This is a genomic window from Streptomyces sp. NPDC046716, assembly GCF_040645755.1.
Lineage (GTDB): Bacteria > Actinomycetota > Actinomycetes > Streptomycetales > Streptomycetaceae > Streptomyces.
Map to the genome: position 1 here is coordinate 183583 of NZ_JBEYYU010000007.1, position 16685 is coordinate 200267.

The window sequence follows — 16685 nt, forward strand, 5'->3', positions numbered from 1 at the left end:
GTGGTGCCCGTTTCTGTTCGGTACGGGGGCGGGGTCGGGCTTCTCGGTGCGGGGTGGGGGTCAGCCGTCGAGCCGGTCGGCCATGAGTTCGCCGGTCATGATCGCGGTGAGGTTGGTGTTGGCCCGGGGTACGGAAGGGAAGATCGAGGCGTCCACGACCCGCAGGCCCCGGACACCCTGGACCCGGCACGCCGGGTCCACGACCGTGTCGGCGGCACCGGGCGCGCCCATCCGGCAGGTGCTCGTGCCGTGCTGGGCGTCGAGGACGGTGGCCAGCAGGTGGTCGTCGAGGTCGCCGTCGTTCGCCAGGGCCTCGAACAGGGGACGGTTCGCCTCCTCGATCGATCCCCCGACGACGGCGGCCGTCTCGGCGGCGCCGCTCAACTCGACCAGGGCGCGCACCCCTTCCCTCATCGGGGCGAGGTCCCGCTCGTCGGACAGCATCCGCTGAGCGACGTACGGGTGTACCGAGGGGTCGGTGGAGACCAGGGCGAGTTCGCCGCGCGAGTGGGTCCGGTTCAGCCAGACGCCGAAGCCGCCCGCGTGCGCCTCGGTGTTCGCCGTGGCCATGGCCAGCACGTTCTGGTTGAGCGAGACGAACATGAGGTCGTCGGAGTGCGTACCCGTCGTACTGGACCAGCGCACGCACACATTGGTGTGCCGGTCGTGCGGTGACTTGATGGCGGCTTCGGCCCGCAGCGGCAGCGAGAGCACCGCCATCGCGTGGTCCTGCATACCGAGACCGACCGGCAGGTCCTGGCGGACCTCGATGCCCAACGCCCGCAGCGGGCCGGCGGGGCCGATGCCCGAACGCAGCAGGATCGCCGGGGAGTGGATCACTCCGGCGCTGAGGATCACCTCGTCCGCGTACTCGGTGACGGGCGATCCGTCGATCACCGCGCGGACACCGATCGCCCGGTCGTTCTCGAAGAGGACGGTGTCCACGAGCGCGTCGCCGCGGATGGTGAGACCGGCCAGTTCGCGTGCGGGTTCGAGGTAGGCGTCGTTGACGCTGACACGGCGGGCGTCACGGGAGTTGATCGGGTACGGCGAGACGCCGGTGGCGCCGGGGGCGTTGACGTCGGGTGCCCAGCCGAACCCCGCGGCCAGGGCCGAGCCGGCCAGGGCGCGGTCGGCGCCGCCCCAGTCGTCCTGCCGGGTCCGGTGGATCGGGGTCGGTCCGCCACGGCCGTGGTAGGGCTGGTCGCCGAACTCCTAGTCGTCCTCCAGCCTCGCGAAGTAGGGCAGTACGTCGTCGGGCGCCCAGCCGGTGCAGCCGAGCCGGGCCCATTCCTCGAAGTCCTCCATGGGCGGCCGGATCGCGATCTGTCCGTTGACCGACGAACTGCCGCCGACGCCGCGGCCGCGCCAGTACGGGGCCTGCGGCTGCTTCTCGGTGCGCGAGGAGTTCAGGCCGGTCCACACGAGATGTTCCGAGGCCGTGGGGTCCATGAGGGCCACCACGGGATTGGGCGAGCGCCACACCTCCGGCATCTGCGCCGAGCGGTAGTCGGGGCCCGCCTCCAGCAGGAGGACCCGCCGGCCCCGGGCGGCGGCGCGGACGGCGATCGCCGCACCCGCGGAGCCCGCACCGACGACGATCAGGTCGCGAACGTGTTCTGCCATCTCTACTCCTTGATGCGGGAGCGTCCCGCGCCGGTGACTCCCACGCGGATGCTGGTAATCTGACGTACCAAGAAAGTTCAGTCAAGAATGAATATTCAGTTTTTTCCGTACAGGGGGAATCGGTGTCGCCAGCCGCCGACAACAGTCCAGCCGGGGACGACCGGCCACTGATCGAGGATTTCGGTCAGCGGATCGGGCGCGCGATGGGATGGCCGCCCATCGCCGGGCGGCTGGCGGGCGTCCTGATGCTCAGCCCCGCTCCCCTGACCCTGTCGGAGCTCCAGGCCACCCTCGGGGCCAGCAAGGGTTCGACGTCGGAGATGACCCGCCTGCTCATCGCGAACGGGACGGTCGAACGGGTCAAGGTGCCCGGTGTGCGCCAGGCGGTGTACGCGTGGCGCGACGACGCGTGGGTCGGCTGCCTCCAGCACCAGCTCCACCAGACCGAGCAGCTGCTCGAACTCGCGCGGGCCGCGCAGGAGCGAGGCCGGGGCATGCCGGAGGTTCAGCAGGCGCGGCTGCGCGAGATGCACACCTACTACGCCTTCATGGTGCGGAATCTGCGACGTCTGCTCGACGAGTATCCCGGCGGTACGTAGAAGTGTCCTCAGCTCCCTGCACCAGGGTGCCGAATTCACCCAGTGTCTCGACGGCCTGCGCGGAGGTGGTCCCCTGCTGCCTCTCGCCCTCTCATGTGCGGCCTCCTACGAAGGCAGGCCTCAGTGCTCCGCTGTGGATGACTCCTCCCGGTGACGTATCTCGTACACGCGCTCGGTGAAGCGCCAGCCGTGGGGTGTGCGTCGGTAGCGGTCGTGGTAGATCCCGTGGTTGAGGTGTGCGGCGCCGTCACGCATCCGGATGACCTCACTGAGGTAGGCGCGGCCGGTCGCGGTGTCTCCCGACACGGAGACCGCCCCGGGATGGGTCGTCTGCACGAAGACCTCGAAGCCGGCCTCACGCTGTTGTCCGAGCCGTCGGATGCTGTCGCGGCCGACGAGCTCGATTCCGGCCTCCGGGATCCTGAGAACGCCCTCCGCGACGAACAGCGCGGCAAGCCGGACATGGTCGTTCATCATCGCCGCGTCCGTGAACTCCGCGCGCAGTGCGTCGATCTCGATCCGGTCCCTGAGGCTTCGCAGCTCTTCCGGCTCTGCCGCTTCTCTTCTCATCGCGATCTCTCCTCGGCTCGGTGACGGACTCCCGTTCGCCGTCACTGCGAACCGACGGTGCATCGCGCGGGATTGTCAGGAGAACGGTCGGCAGGCGCCGACGCCTGACATCGGCGGGCTCTGGTGCGTCATAGGAACGAGGACAGCCCGTACCAAGCCGGCGAAGGGAACTCGGCCGATGAGGATCACAGACGGACGCGACGAGCCCCGGGCGCGACCGGACGGCGGTCCGCCCGAGTCCGCACACCGTGTCCTGTCGAATGTCGCGTACCGGCTGCTCGGCTCGCTGACCGAGGCGGAGGACGCCGTCCAGGAGACCTACACGCGCTGGTTCGCGCTCCCTGAAGCACGCCGCGCCGCGATCTCCTCCCCGAGCGCGTGGCTGACCACCGTCGTGAGCCGGGTCTGTCTCGACCACCTGCGGTCGGCACGCGTGCGACGCGAACGGTACGTCGGCGAGTGGATCCCCGAGCCGCTGCCCGCACGGGCCGAGCGGAACGGACTCCCGCCGGGCTCGACGGCGACCGATCCGGCCGACCACATCACGTTGGACGAGTCCGTCGAGATGGCGTTCCTGGTCGTCCTCGACGCGATGACGCCGGCGGAACGTGTCGCCTTCATGCTGCACGACGTGTTCCGGATGCCCTTCGGCGAGGTGGCCGAGATCGTCGGCCGCAGTCCCGGAGCGTGCCGGCAACTCGCGTCCGCCGGCCGTCGCCGGGTCGCTGCCGCCCGCACCCGCGAACTGGGGGTGCCACGGCGTTCCGCGGTCGTCCACGAATTCCGGCAGGCGTGGCAGAGGAAGGACATCGACGCTCTGGTCAGGCTGCTCGACCCCTCGGTCGTCGCGACCGCCGACGGTGGCGGTCGCACATCGGCGTCTCCGGTTCCGCTCCGGGGGCGGGATGCGGTCGCCCGGTTCCTGGTGCGGCTGGCGCACCTTGCCGACCGGCTCGACCTTCACGAACGCACCGTCAACGGCCAGCCCGGACTCGTCGCCCTGAACGGCGAGGACGTACTGAGCGTCTACGCGTTCGACTTCACGCACGACCGCATCAAGAGCATCTGGGCGATCCGCAACCCGGACAAGTTGCGACCTTGGACCGCCTGACCCGCATCACCCGCACCGTCCTCGTCCTCCTCTCGAAAGGTCTGACGATGTCGTTGACTTCCCACACCGTGCACCTCACCACCCGCGGCGCCGACGGCGCGTCGGCCTGGTACCGGAAAGCGTTCGGGGCCGAGGAACTGACCCGGCTGGTGGTGCCCGACGGCAGGCTGATCCACGTCCGGATCCGCATCGGGACGCTCACGGTCATGCTGGCCGACGAGTTCCCTGAGCTGACGTCCTTCGGCCCACAGCACTTCGGCGGCACCTACGGCGCCGTCTACCTGCACACCGACGACGTCGACGCCGTCTGGCAGCGGGCCGTCGACGCCGGAGCCACCGTCGTGCGCCCGTTGGGCGACACCTTCTGGGGCGAGCGGGAGGGACAGCTGCTGGACCCGTTCGGCCATCGCTGGGGGCTGACACAGCGCCTGCGTGACGTACCGCTCGCCGACTTTCAGGAACTCACCGCGCAGGCTTTCTCGGACATAGGCGGTCACTAGCCGCTCGCCTCACGCGCCCATGGCCACCCCCGCGACGGGCCGTATCCGGCGCTGCCGGGAGGGCGGCGCGGTGGAGCTGCGGACCACCAGTTCGGGCTCGTGGAGGAGCTCGTTGGCGCTGGTGGGGACACCCCCGATCTGGTTGGCCAGGAGGGTGACGGCGGCCCGGGACATGGCTTCGATGGGCTGGCGCAGGGTCGTCAGGGGCGGGTTGGTGTAGTTCATGAACGCGGAGTCGTCGTAGCCGACGACGGACAGGTCGCCGGGGACGGACAGACCCGACCGGCGAGCCGCTTTGATGGCGCCGAGGGCCAGGATGTCGCTGCCGCAGATGAGGCCGGTGACCTGCTGCTGGAGGAGTTCGGTCGTGGCCGCCTGCCCGCCCTCGAACGAGAACAGCGCATGGCCGACGAGTTGGTCACGGGCGTGCGGCGTGTGGCGTGCTGTCAGACGGGCGAAGGCGTCGGCCTTGCGGCGGGAGGGCCCGTGGTCGGAGGGGCCGACCAGGAGCCCGATCCGGGTGTGACCGAGCGCGGTGAGATGCGCATGGGCCTGTTCGACGGCGGTCGCGTCATCGGTGGAGACCTGGGGGAACCCCGTGCCGGCCTGGCTGGTGGGCGGCTGGGTGACGGCGGCGTTCAGAAGAACGACGGGCACTCCGCGCTGTGCGAGAGCCTCGTACTCCTGGGCGTTGAGTCCGCCGCAGAAGATCACACCGCTCACATGCTGATCGAGCAGCATGGACACGTATTCGGCCTCGGTGAGTCCGCCGGCGGTCCGCGTGCACAGTACGGGGGTGAAGCCGAGCTGGACCAGTGCGCCGCCGGCGACTTCGGCGAGCGCGGGGAAGATGGGGTTCTGCAGCTCGGGCAGGACGAGTCCGACGAGGCGGGAGCTGCTGCCGCGCAGTTGGGTGGGCCGTTCGTAGCCGAGGACGTCGACGGCGGTGAGCACCGCTTTGCGCGTGGTGTCGGAGACTCCGGGTTTGTTGTTGAGGACGCGGCTGACGGTTGCTTCGCTGACGCCAACGCGGCGGGCCACTTCGGAGAGCCTGCGAGCCATGAGAGGTGCTTTCTGTCGGTGAAGCGGGATGCCGGTGAAGCGGGATGCCGCCGCGGCGGTCGGGGCCGGCGGTCGCCGACGGCCCCGACGGTGCGTGATGTCAGTCGGTGCGCAGCCACACCGTGGTGTCGGGTGCCACCGTGTCGCGGGAGGGTGTGCCGGTCGCGCTGCCGACCAGGATGTCGCTGTGCGGGGGCAGCGGCTGCTCGGCGGTGGACAGGTTGGCGACGCAGACGAAGCCGGGCCCGCGCTGGAAGGCGAGAACCCGCGGGTCGGCGTCGAGCCATCGGAAGGAGTCGCCGCGCAGGCTGCTCGCGTGACGGCGGCGGGCGGCGAGCGCGCCGCGGTAGAACGTGAGCATGGAGTCCGGATCCGCCTGCTGGTCCTGGACGGTGTGGCCGGCCCAGGCCGTCGGCTGGGGCAGCCAGGTGGGTGCCGTCGTCCTGCCTGCGGTCGTCGTGGGGCTGAAACCGAAGGGGGGCTCCTCGCCGGACCACGGCAGGGGGACGCGGCATCCGTCGCGGCCGACGTCCTGTCCCGCGGTGCGGTGGAAGATCGGGTCCTGCCGCAGGTGGGCGGGGATGTCCTCGACCTCCCACAGGCCCAGCTCCTCCCCCTGGTAGAGGTAGTGCGCGCCGGGAAGCGCCAGGGCGAGGAGGAGGGCAGCGCGGGCCCTGCGGGTCCCCAGCACCAGGTCCGTGGGGGTGCCGTGCTGGCGCAGCGCGTGCCCGTAGGAGGTGTCGGCTCTGCCGTAGCGGGTGACGTGCCGGGTCACGTCGTGGTTGGAGAGCACCCAGGTGGGCGCGGCGCCCACACCTGCGTGGGCGTCGAGGGTGTCCTGGATGACGGTGCGCAGGGCGCTGGGGTCCCACGGGCTGTTGAGGTAGTCGAAGTTGAAGGCCGTGTGCATCTCGTCGCTGCGCAGATAGCGGGCGAAGCGGTCCGGGTCGGCGAGCCACACCTCGCCGATGAGGGCGCGGGCGGGTTCGTACCCGGAGGCGATGGCGCGCCAGGAGCGGTAGATGGAGTGGACGTCGTCGCGGTCGATGTAGGGGTGGTCTGGCGGTGTGGCGTCCGGGGCGAACTCGGGCAGCGAGGGGTCCTTGGCGGGCATCGTGGCCGAGTCGATGCGGACGCCGTCGGCTCCGCGGTCGAACCAGAACCTCAGGACGTCCTCGTGTTCCTCGCGGACCTTGGGGTTGTTCCAGTTGAGGTCGGGCTGTTCGGGTGCGAAGAGGTGGAGGTACCACTCCCCCGGGCTGCCGTCGGGGTGGGTGACACGGGTCCAGGCGGGGCCGCCGAAGACGGACTGCCAGGTGTTGGGCGGGAGTTCGCCGTCCGGGCCGCGGCCGGGGCGGAACCAGAACAGGTCGCGGGCCTCGGCACCGGGGGCCGCTGCGACGGCCTCCTTGAACCAGGCGTGCTGGTCGGAGACGTGGTTGGGGACGATGTCGACGATGATGCGCAGGCCCAGGGCGTGCGCTTCGGCGATGAGCGCCTCAGCCTCGGCCAGGTCTCCGAAGGCGGGGTCGATGCGCCGGTAGTCGGCGACGTCGTAACCGGCGTCGGCCTGCGGCGACGCGTACCAGGGGCTGAACCAGAGGGCGTCGACGCCGAGTTCGGCCAGGTGGCGCAGGTGCTGGCGGACGCCGGCGAGGTCTCCGATGCCGTCGCCGTCGGCGTCGGCGAACGAGCGCGGATAGACCTGGTAGATGACGGCGTGGCGCCACCATTCGTCGTGGGCGTCTGCGGATCGGGCCACGGAGGGAGCTCCTTGAATGAGGGGTGCGGTGACGGCGGCGGGAGATCTGGGCGGCGTACCGCTAGCCCTTGAGGGCGCCCGCGGACAGGCCGCTGATGATGTGCCGCTGGAAGAAGAGGAAGAGCACGATCATCGGGACCGCGGCGATGGCGAGTCCGGCGATCATCTCGGTGGGCGGCACCTGGGTGGTGGACGTGGACAGCCGGTGCAGGGCCACGGACAGCGTCTGCTTGTCCGGGTCCTGCAGCACCAGCAGGGGCCACAGGAAGTCCTTCCACATGCCGACGACCGAGAAGATGGAGACCACGGCGAGGACGGGCCGGGACAGGGGCAGGACGATGCGCAGCAGCACCTGGAGGCGGGAGGCGCCGTCGATGGCGGCGGCGTCGAGGATGTCGGTGGGGATCTGGTCGAAGAAGCGGCGCAGCACGTAGATGTTGAAGGCGTTGGCCGCTCCGGGCAGCCAGAGGGCCCAGGGGGTGTTGATGAGGTTGAGGTGGAGCAGCGGGAGGTCGTTGACCGTCAGATAGGCGGGTACGAGGAGCGCCGCGGCGGGCAGCATGAGGCTGGCGAGCATGCCGGCGAAGACGACGTTGCCGAAGGCCGGGCGCAGTTTCGACAGCGAGTAGGCGGCGCAGACGTCGACGGCCATCTGGATCGCCCATCCCCCGGCCGCGTAGTACACGGTGTTGAGGAAGAAGTGGGCGATGTCCATCTGTGTCCAGGCGTCCTTGTAGGCGCTCAGGTGCACGGACTTGGGCCACAGGGTCGGGGTCTGCTCGGCGAACTGGCGCGGTGTCTCCAGCGCCGAACTGGCCATCCAGTACAGCGGGTAGAGGAACGCGGCGGCGAAGGCGATCACCGTCAGGGTGAGGATCGCGTAGTAGAGGCGCCGGTTGCGGGGGCGTGCGAGCTCTTTGGTGGAGATCAGGCTGCGCTGCGCCGGGTCGGCGGAGGGGCTGGTCCTGGACATGTGCTTCTCCCTCAGCCCTGGTCGCCGTCGCGGGTCAGGCGCAGATAGACGGCGGCGAAGACGGCGAGTACGACGAAGAGGAGGACGCTCATCGCGGCGGCGAGACCGAAGTCGTTGTTGACGGCGAAGGCGTAGCGGTAGATGAGCGTCATCACGGTGATGGTGGAGGGGTTGGTGAAGCCGGTCATCTGGAAGGGCTCGATGAACACCTGCATCGTCGAGATGACCTGGAGGAGGAGCAGGACCAGCATGACGAAGCGCATCTGCGGGACGGTGACGTGCCGCAGTCGGGCCCACATGCCGGCGCCGTCCAGTTCGGCGGCCTCGTAGAGCTCGCCGGGGATGGACTGCAGGGCGGCGAGGTACATGAGGGTGGCGCCGCCCATGTTGGCCCAGGTGGAGACGAGGACGAGGGAGATCATGGCCGTGTGCGGTGACTGCACCCACTGGGACGTCGGCAGGTGCGCGCCGTGCAGGAGGGTGTTGAACAGGCCCTGGCCGGGATCGTAGAAGTACTGCCAGAGCATGACGCTGACGATCGGCGGGAGCATGACCGGCAGGTACACGGCGATCCGGAAGTAGGCCTTGAAGTGCCGCAGTTCGTTGAGGAGGATCGCGATCACGAACGGCACGGCGTAGCCGAACACGAGCGCGAGGCCGGTGAACTCGGCGGTGTTCTTCCACGCGGTCCAGAACAGCGGGTCGGCGAACAGGGTGCGGTAGTTGCCCAGGCCGATCCACTGCGGGTCGGTGATGAGGTTGTCCTGCTGGAAGCTCAGGGTGATGCCGCGGACGAGCGGATACCAGGAGAAGTAGGCGAAGCTGAGGATCCCGGCTGCGAGGAAGCCGTAGGCCAGAGCGTTGTCCGTGATCCTCCGGCGGAGTCGGTCCCCTCGGCCGGGCGGTCCGGCGGGGGCGGGCGCGGCCGCGGGCTGATGGACTTCGCTGCGACGCGGCGCGAGGGACGTCGCCATGGGTTCTCCCTTGTGGTTCGGGGCTGTTCGAGGACGTGCGGGGGCCGTGCCGCGGGGTCGGGTGCGGCGGCACGGCCCTGCCACGGGGTGCCGGGCGGGTGCTACTGGGCGGCGAGCAGCGAGTCGACCTGCTTCGAGGCGTCGGAGAGCAGCTTGTCGATGTCGGCGTCCTTCTGCGTGAGCACCTTGGCCATGGCGGTGTCCAGGACGGCGTAGACCTTCTGTGCCTGCGGCGGTTCGAGCTTGAGCGGGATCTTGCCGATGGAGGCGCTGAACGGCGCGTAGTTGGCGACGGGCTGGTTCGCGTACTTCTTGTCGGCCGCCGCCTTGGTCTTCTGCGCGGCGCCGGTCCAGATGTTGGGTTCGGGCAGGCCGACGGGCTGGTCGTGGTCGGCGGCGCGCTTCTGGCCGAGCGTGATGCGGTCGGGGTTCTCGTACTTGTACATGACCCAGGCGAGGGCGGCCTTGGTCTGCGCGGTGCTGTTCTTCGGGTTGAACATGAACCCGCCGCCACCGGCCAGGGTGCCCTTGCCCTCCGGCATGGGGCCCAGTCCGTACTCCTTCGGGTCGCCCTTGTACTGCGCGGCGATGGTGGGGATGTTGTCGGAGGTGGCCAGGTACATGCCCAGCTTGCCCGAGCCCATCATCTGCAACAGGTCGGCCCATTCGAGCAGTTGGCGCTGTCCCATGGAGTCGTCGGTCCAGCGCATGTCGTGCAGCTGCTGGAGGACGGCCCGGCCGGTGGCGTTGTCGAAGTCGGCCTTCCAGGAACCGTCGGGCTGCTGCTTGGCCACGTCGCCGCCGCGGGAGTACATCTCGGCGGTGAAGTGCCAGCCGCCCGTGTTCGACTTGCTGTAGTCGCCGTAGCCGGTGATGCCCTTGCCCAGGGCGGAGATCTTCTTGGCGTCCGCGCGGACCTCGTCCCAGGTGGCGGGGGGCTTGTCGGGGTCCAGGCCCGCCTTCTTGAACAGGGTGCGGTTGTAGACGAGGCCCATGGAGTAGTTGCCCTCGGTCACGCCGTAGGTGCGGCCGGCCTCGTCCTGGAAGACCTTGCGCAGCTCGGGCTTGACCTGCTGGGCCTCGGGATGGTCCTTGAGGTGGTCGGTGATGTCGGCCGCCTGGTGCTTGGCGATGATGCCGGCCGGGTCGGTGAGGTAGACGTAGTAGGCGTTCTCGAGCTGCCCTCCGGCCAGCTTGGCGGAGAACGTCTGAGGGTCCATCTGGCCCTCGTGCGGCACCACGTGGATCTTCGGGTTGGCCTTCTCGAACGCGGCCACGTCCTGCAGGAAGATCTTGCGGTTCACCGGGTCGGTCTTGGCCGGCATGTCGTTCACCGTGATGGTGATCCTGCCGTCGGGGGAGGCGGATCCGTCGCTGGAGGCTCCGCAGCCGCTCACGGTGAGGCCGAGTGCGGCCGCCGCGGCCACGGCGATGCCGACGCGGGCGTTTCTGCCCGCCGGTATTCCGGTCATGGATCGTCCCTGAGGGTGAAGTGGATGGGCCCGATGTCGGTGTGCGGCCCGTCGAGGTGACGCACAAGTTACGGGCACCACGAACACCGAGCAATACTCAAATCTGGATGCGCAAAGCATCAATAACACCTGCGGGCCGTCGAGAAATTTGTCGACGAAACTCGACGCAAAAACTCGACACGGACGTCCGCGTCCCCGGCCGACGCATCGGTCGATGCGGTGCGCCCATCAGGGAAGCGGGGCGCGAGCACCCGCACTGAGCTGGCCCGCAGCCGTCCACCGCGGCAGTGCCCACACGGCGGGAGAGCGCAAGACGCGGGGCAAGAAGACGACCGCCGGAGCGTAATTCCGTTCCACGCTCCCACGCCTTTTCAGAGCCGAACTACCCTGTCTTCGCGGGTAGTTGAGGGTCCGCAAGGAACGCAATCGATTTCACTGGGCACGTCGGTGGAATTCGCGGATGTCCGCACGCATTGCCCGGCCATCACCCCACCGTTACGGTGCGCGTCACTCACCCCCTTCTTATCCGTGGGAGTTCCCCATGCCTCGATTCGGCTCCGCGCTCCGCCCTGTGCGGACCAGACCCCGACTCCTTCTCGTGGCCACGATCCTGGCCGTGCTGTGCGCCGCGCTCGGCCGGCTCGGCACCCCGGCAATGGCCGCCTCGACCACGTACCAGGCGGAATCCGCCGCCCTGAGCGGCGGGGCCGTCGTCCAGAGCGACCACTCGGGCTTCACCGGCAGCGGCTTCGTCGGCGGGTACACCGACACCGCCAAGTCCACCGCCACCACCACGTTCACCGTCACCGCGGGCGTCGCCGGGGCCTACACCTCCACCCTCCGGTACGCCAACGGCACCGGTGGCACGCAGACCCTCTCCCTCTACGTGAGCGGGACCAGGGCCGGCACCGTCTCCCTGCCGGCCACCGCCGACTGGAACACCTGGGCCACCGTGACCAGTCCGGTGAACCTGACCTCGGGCAGCACCAAGGTCGCCTACGTCTTCGGCTCCTCCGACACCGGCAACGTGAACATCGACGCCCTCACACTCGAGGCCGCTCCCGCGACGCCCGCTGGCCAGTACGAGGCCGAGTCCGCGGCGTTGAGCGGCGGAACCCTGACCGCGACCGAACACCCCGGCTACCAGGGCACCGGCTACGTGGGCGGCTACACGGACGCCAACAAGGGCACCGCCGCCACCACGTTCACCGTCACGGCCGCCTCCGCGGGGGCCACCGATGTGGTACTGCGCTACGCCAACGGGACCGGCTCCGCGAAGACACTGTCGGTGTACGTCAACGGCGGCAAGGCACTGACCACTTCACTCGCGGCGACCGCGGACTGGAACACCTGGGCCACACGCACCGAGTCGCTGACGCTGAAGAACGGCTCCAACACCGTCGCCTACCGCTTCGACTCCGCGGACAGCGGCAACGTCAACCTCGACGACATCACCGTCGCCTCCGACTCCACCGAACCGCCCACCGGCGGGGGCGCCGCCGCCCCGGGCAAGGCCTACGAGGCGGAGACCGCCTTCGTCACCGGCGGCCCCGCCACCGCCACGTCGCTGTCCGGGTTCACCGGCAGCGGCTATCTCACCGGCTTCACCGCGCAGGGCGCCGAGACCGTGATCGACACCGCCGTGCCGTCCGCCGGCACCTATCCGGTGGCGGTCACCTACCGGAACACCACCAGCGCCCCGCAGACCCTCTCCCTGTACGTGAACGGCGTCCGTTCGAGCCGGCTGTCCCTCCCCGCCGCGAGCGGCTGGGTGTATGTCACCGTCAACGCCGAGCTGCGCAGCGGCCTGAACCTCATCGGCCTGCGGACCGATTCCGGCGACAGCGGAAACGTCGCGCTGGACAGCGTGTCCGTCGACGGCGGCACCGCCCTGCCCACGCAGGGCGCGGCCCTGCCCTACACCGAGTACCGGGCGGCCGACGCCGACACCACCGGCACCGAGCTGGCCGTCAGCACGAGCTACCCCAGCCTGTCCGCCGAATCCACCGGCCGCAGCGCGGTCAAGCTCACCGCCACCGGCCAGTACGTGCGGATCACCCTGACCAAGCCGGCCAACGCCCTCGTCGTGCGCTACTCGATCCCCGACACCGCGAGCGGATCCGTCACCACCGCCCCGCTGTCCCTCTACGCGGGCTCCACCAAGGTCACGGACCTGCAGACCACGAACAAGTTCTCCTGGCTGTACGGCGCCGGCTACTACGACACCAACACACCGGGGAACACCGGTGACTCCACCGGCCACCACTACTTCGACGAGGTCCGCTACCTCAACTCCACGACCTGGCCGGCCGGCACGGTCCTGAAACTGCAGAAGGACGCCGGCTCCACCGCCGCCTCGTACACCGTCGACGTGATCGACACCGAGCTCGTCGACGCCGCCGCCACCATGCCGGCGGGCTACGTCTCCGCCGCCGACCACGGCGTGAAGCCCGGGTCGGACGACGTGACCAGCGCCCTCAACTCGGCGCTGAGCAGCGCCGCGAGCGCGGGCAAGGGACTGTGGCTGCCCACCGGCACGTACACCGTCTCCGGCCGGGTGAATCTGTCCGGCGTCGCTCTGCGCGGCGCGGGCCCCTGGTACACGACGCTCACGTCCACCGCCGAGAACGGAGCGGGCGGCCTCTTCTCGAACGGCGGCCGGGTCCAGATCGCCGACCTGTCCGTCTTCGGCGACCAGACCTCACGCAACAACGACTCCGGCGCGGCCGCCATCGAAGGCAGCTTCGCCTCCGGCTCCCTCATCTCCAACGTGTGGATGGAACACACCAAGGTCGGCCTGTGGGCCCGGCCCGGCAACGGCCTGCTCGTCTCCGGCGTCCGCGTGCGCAACGTCTTCGCCGACGGTCTCCACGTCCACGGCGGTTCCGGCAACACCCGGATCGAGCAGTCCCACGTGCGCAACACCGGCGACGACACGATCGCCCTGGACACCGAGGACGGCAACGTCACGCACAGCACCGTCTCCCACAACACCGTCCAACTCCCCATCCAGGCCAACGGGATCGGCGTCTACGGGGGCGGCGACAACACCGTGGAGAACAACGCCGTCAGCGACACGGTCGCCTTCGGCTCCGGCATCACCATCAGCACGTACTTCGGACAGGGCTTCAGCGCTCCCACCTACGTCGAGAACAATCTCCTCACCCGCTGCGGCTCGTACCACATCAACTGGTCCACCACGATCGGCGCTCTGTGGATCTACGCCGACACCGCCGACATCACCCAGCCCGTCCACATCGACGGCAACACCATCAAGGACAGCACCTACCAGGGCGTCCTGCTCAGCTACGACAAACAGATCAGCAACCTCACCCTCGACCACGACACCATCACGAACGCCGGAACCTACGGCTTCGACCTCAACAACGTCACCGGCGGCATGACCGTCTCCGACACCACCGTCACCGCTGAGACGGGCGGACTGCTCAACAACTCCCCCGGCTTCACCCTCACCCGAGGAAGCGGCAACAGCGGCTTCTGAGCACCTGGGGCGACAACCCTGCCCGTGCGGACGCGCCGTCGTCACCCGGCGCGTCCGTGCGAGCGGCGAGGCCCCTCCGATCCGCTGTGATCCACCCCGCAGACCGGGTCACTGACGTGCGGATACACTCCGGCCATGGCCCGCAAGCTCGCAGAAGTAGCCCGCCGCGTGGGCGTCAGTGAAGCGACCGTCAGTCGCGTCCTCAACGAGAAGCCCGGCGTCTCCGACAGCACCCGCCAAGCGGTCCTGACGGCCCTCGACGTCCTGGGATACGAGCGCCCCACACACCTGCGGGCCGCGCGGGCACGCCTGGTCGGCATCGTCCTGCCCGAGCTGCAGAACCCCATCTTCCCCGCGATAGCCGAGATCGCCGGCGGCGCGCTCGTCCAGCTCGGGTTCACCCCCGTCCTGTGCACGCGCACCGCGGGCGGTCTCACCGAGGCGGAGTACGTCTCCATGCTGCTGGACCAGCAGGTCGCCGGGGTCATCTTCTGCGGCGGTCTGACCGAGGACGAGCACCAGGCGCTGCTGCAGCGCGGTGTCCCCGTGGTCCTGCTGAACGCCGCGGTCGACTACCCCGGCTTCCCGAGCGTCAGCACCGACGACACCGCCGCCGTCCGCCAGGCCTTCGCCCATCTCACCGCCATGGGCCACACCGACATCGGGCTGATGGTCGGCCCCGGCCACCACATGCCCTCCCGGCGCAAGGCCGACGCCTTCGCGACCCTCTCCGCGGGGACCAGCGGCAACCACCCGGTCGGCCATGCGCTGTTCTCCTTCGAGGGCGGTCAGGCCGTCGCCTCCGAACTGCTCGCCCAGAAGGTGACCGCGTTGATCTGCGGCAGCGACGTGCTGGCCCTGGGAGCCGTGCGTGCCGCGCGCCGCGTGGGACTGTCCGTTCCCGACGACCTGTCCGTCGTCGGCTTCGACGACTCCGCCTTCATGAACTACACGGACCCGCCGCTGACCACGCTGCGTCAGCCGATCGAGGCCATGTCACGGGCGGCCGTCACCCTGCTCGCCAACCAGATATCCGGCGACAGCCCCACCCCTCACGAACTGCTGCACGAGCCCGAACTCGTGGTCCGTCAGTCCACCGCTCCCCTTCTCCGGCGGCGCACCGGGGTATAGCTGCTGGCGAGGCGCCGAGTCAGTGTCGGCCACTACCACTCGGCATCGGTCCGGGCCCGGTACGTATCCCGAATCCGGCAATGATCCAATTGATCCGGCCGCGGGGCGATGCAGCGCTGCGGCCGGACACCACAGGTGGTGGTGCCCGGATACCAGGAAGGCTGCGGCAGTGACGGAGATCCGTGCCACGACCGACGAGGATCTCGACGTCTTCGTCGAGACTCTTCATGCCGCGTTCGGGCTGTTCCCGGAGACCCCGGCGGACGGCCGTGGTGTCTGGTGGGCGGCGCTCGAGATGGACCGCGGCCTGCTCGCCCTGGCGGCGGACGGACGGCCCGTGGGCACCGCCGGCGCGTACACCTTCGAGCTCACCCTGCCGGGGAAGGTCCTCGCCCCGGCCGCGGGAGTGAGTGGTGTCGGTGTCCTGCCCACCCACCGGCGTCAGGGCATGCTCAGCGCGATGATGCGGCATCAGCTCACCGAGCTGCGGGCCCGAGGTGAGTTCCTCTCCGTGCTGCTGGCCTCCGAGGCGTCGATCTACGGACGGTTCGGCTATGGACCGGCGACCTATACGCAGCGGCTGACGGTGCCGCGCGACAAGGGCGCCTTCGCCCTCACCCGCGCACGCGGCAAGGCAGGTGCCACCGGCGGATCGGGCACCGGCTCCGTCGAGCTGCTGCGGCGGGCCGCGTGCGGCGAGATCCTCGAAGCGGTCTACGACCGCTACCGCCGCGCACAACCCGGTGCCCTGTCCCGGCCGCACCGCTGGTGGGACCTGGCCGCGGGCCAGCCCCCGGTCTCCGGCGCGCCGCGCTACGTCGCCGTCCACCGCGATGCCGACGGCGTCCCGGACGGATACGCCAGCTACTCGATCGAGGCCGGTACCTTGACGGTGGACGAGACGATCACCACCGACGACACCGTCTTCACCGCGCTCGCCGAGTTCGTCCTCGGACACGACCTTGTCACCGACGTCGTGTTCAAGCACCTCCCGCCGCAGCATCCGCTGCGCTGGCAGCTTGCCGACTTCCGGGCCGGTCGGGTGAGCGACGACACCGACTGGCTCTGGCTGCGGTTGCTGGACGTCCCCCGTGCGCTCGCCGCGCGCGGATGGTCCACGGACGGTGATCTCGTCCTCGCCGTCGACGATCCGTTCCTCGGCGAGCACGACCGCTACCTGCTGTCCGTCCGCAACGGCAAAGCCGCCTGCGCCCCGACGGACCGGGAACCCGACCTGTCCCTGGACATCGGCGACCTCGGCTCGGTCTACCTCGGCGGCACCGCCCCCGGCACCCTCGTGCGCGCGGGACACATCCACGCCCACCACCCCGGCGCGGCCGCCCTCGCGGACGCCCTGTTCGGTACCGAACGTCCCCCGCACTGCCTGCACTGGTTCTGAGGCA

13 protein-coding genes and 1 pseudogene are annotated in these 16685 nt (G+C 69.7%); 6 read left to right on the top strand and 8 right to left on the bottom strand.

Going from position 1 to position 16685, the window contains the following annotated elements; all coding sequences use genetic code 11:
- Positions 1-60: 60 nt before the first annotated feature.
- Together ABZ930_RS08195 and ABZ930_RS08200 are read right to left on the bottom strand one after the other, a co-directional pair.
- Positions 61-735: a GMC family oxidoreductase gene (locus ABZ930_RS08195; RefSeq protein ID WP_361543484.1), complete on the bottom strand. Its 675-nt coding sequence runs from the start codon at positions 733-735 to the stop codon at positions 61-63.
- Positions 733-1626, bottom strand: a pseudogene (locus ABZ930_RS08200) (FAD-dependent oxidoreductase); the annotation flags it as partial. The gene ABZ930_RS08195 and the pseudogene ABZ930_RS08200, both read right to left, overlap by 3 nt.
- Positions 1627-1829: 203 nt before the next feature.
- On the opposite strand from ABZ930_RS08200, the gene ABZ930_RS08205 reads away from it, so the two are divergent.
- A complete protein-coding gene (locus ABZ930_RS08205) occupies positions 1830-2225 on the top strand; it encodes a hypothetical protein (RefSeq protein WP_361543376.1) in 396 nt (131 codons plus the stop codon).
- A gap of 120 nt (positions 2226-2345) precedes the next feature.
- Here the strand turns inward: ABZ930_RS08205 and ABZ930_RS08210 are convergent, their stop codons facing one another.
- On the bottom strand, positions 2346-2858 hold the full coding sequence (locus ABZ930_RS08210) for a nuclear transport factor 2 family protein (protein WP_361543379.1): 513 nt from the start codon (positions 2856-2858) through the stop codon (positions 2346-2348).
- Positions 2859-2973: 115 nt separating this feature from the next.
- Between ABZ930_RS08210 and sigJ the strand changes: the two genes are divergently transcribed.
- Positions 2974-3906 (top strand): RNA polymerase sigma factor SigJ, encoded by a 933-nt coding sequence (gene sigJ, locus ABZ930_RS08215; RefSeq protein WP_361543382.1) that lies wholly within the window; start codon positions 2974-2976, stop codon positions 3904-3906.
- Positions 3894-4406: a VOC family protein gene (locus tag ABZ930_RS08220; protein WP_361543385.1), complete on the top strand. Its 513-nt coding sequence runs from the start codon at positions 3894-3896 to the stop codon at positions 4404-4406. The genes sigJ and ABZ930_RS08220 overlap by 13 nt, the downstream gene beginning before the upstream one ends.
- A 9-nt stretch (positions 4407-4415) precedes the next feature.
- Here the strand turns inward: ABZ930_RS08220 and ABZ930_RS08225 are convergent, their stop codons facing one another.
- The 5 genes from ABZ930_RS08225 to ABZ930_RS08245 form a co-directional block, all read right to left on the bottom strand.
- Positions 4416-5468 carry a LacI family DNA-binding transcriptional regulator gene (locus ABZ930_RS08225; RefSeq protein ID WP_361543388.1) on the bottom strand — a complete coding sequence of 351 codons (1053 nt, stop codon included), beginning with the start codon at positions 5466-5468 and terminating at the stop codon, positions 4416-4418.
- Between the two features lie 100 nt (positions 5469-5568).
- On the bottom strand, positions 5569-7230 hold the full coding sequence (locus ABZ930_RS08230) for an alpha-amylase family glycosyl hydrolase (RefSeq protein ID WP_361543391.1): 1662 nt from the start codon (positions 7228-7230) through the stop codon (positions 5569-5571).
- A gap of 61 nt (positions 7231-7291) precedes the next feature.
- Positions 7292-8203 (bottom strand): carbohydrate ABC transporter permease, encoded by a 912-nt coding sequence (locus ABZ930_RS08235; protein WP_361543394.1) that lies wholly within the window; start codon positions 8201-8203, stop codon positions 7292-7294.
- Between the two features lie 11 nt (positions 8204-8214).
- Positions 8215-9177 (bottom strand): sugar ABC transporter permease, encoded by a 963-nt coding sequence (locus tag ABZ930_RS08240; RefSeq protein WP_361543397.1) that lies wholly within the window; start codon positions 9175-9177, stop codon positions 8215-8217.
- 101 nt (positions 9178-9278) lie between these two features.
- On the bottom strand, positions 9279-10649 hold the full coding sequence (locus ABZ930_RS08245) for an extracellular solute-binding protein (protein WP_361543400.1): 1371 nt from the start codon (positions 10647-10649) through the stop codon (positions 9279-9281).
- 598 nt (positions 10650-11247) lie between these two features.
- On the opposite strand from ABZ930_RS08245, the gene ABZ930_RS08250 reads away from it, so the two are divergent.
- The 3 genes from ABZ930_RS08250 to ABZ930_RS08260 all read left to right on the top strand — a co-directional run bounded on the left by ABZ930_RS08250 (position 11248) and on the right by ABZ930_RS08260 (position 16681).
- A complete protein-coding gene (locus ABZ930_RS08250) occupies positions 11248-14151 on the top strand; it encodes a CBM35 domain-containing protein (RefSeq protein ID WP_361543403.1) in 2904 nt (967 codons plus the stop codon).
- Between the two features lie 135 nt (positions 14152-14286).
- On the top strand, positions 14287-15282 hold the full coding sequence (locus ABZ930_RS08255) for a LacI family DNA-binding transcriptional regulator (protein WP_361543406.1): 996 nt from the start codon (positions 14287-14289) through the stop codon (positions 15280-15282).
- A gap of 169 nt (positions 15283-15451) precedes the next feature.
- Positions 15452-16681 (top strand): GNAT family N-acetyltransferase, encoded by a 1230-nt coding sequence (locus ABZ930_RS08260; protein WP_361543409.1) that lies wholly within the window; start codon positions 15452-15454, stop codon positions 16679-16681.
- Positions 16682-16685: the final 4 nt, after the last annotated feature.

Coding starts and splice junctions, on each gene's coding strand:
- ABZ930_RS08195 (WP_361543484.1), bottom strand. CDS start 735: ATGCAGGACCACGCGATGGCGGTGCTCTCGCTGCCGCTGCGGGCCGAA.
- ABZ930_RS08205 (WP_361543376.1), top strand. CDS start 1,830: ATGGGATGGCCGCCCATCGCCGGGCGGCTGGCGGGCGTCCTGATGCTC.
- ABZ930_RS08210 (WP_361543379.1), bottom strand. CDS start 2,858: ATGCACCGTCGGTTCGCAGTGACGGCGAACGGGAGTCCGTCACCGAGC.
- sigJ (WP_361543382.1), top strand. CDS start 2,974: ATGAGGATCACAGACGGACGCGACGAGCCCCGGGCGCGACCGGACGGC.
- ABZ930_RS08225 (WP_361543388.1), bottom strand. CDS start 5,468: ATGGCTCGCAGGCTCTCCGAAGTGGCCCGCCGCGTTGGCGTCAGCGAA.
- ABZ930_RS08235 (WP_361543394.1), bottom strand. CDS start 8,203: ATGTCCAGGACCAGCCCCTCCGCCGACCCGGCGCAGCGCAGCCTGATC.
- ABZ930_RS08240 (WP_361543397.1), bottom strand. CDS start 9,177: ATGGCGACGTCCCTCGCGCCGCGTCGCAGCGAAGTCCATCAGCCCGCG.
- ABZ930_RS08245 (WP_361543400.1), bottom strand. CDS start 10,649: ATGACCGGAATACCGGCGGGCAGAAACGCCCGCGTCGGCATCGCCGTG.
- ABZ930_RS08255 (WP_361543406.1), top strand. CDS start 14,287: ATGGCCCGCAAGCTCGCAGAAGTAGCCCGCCGCGTGGGCGTCAGTGAA.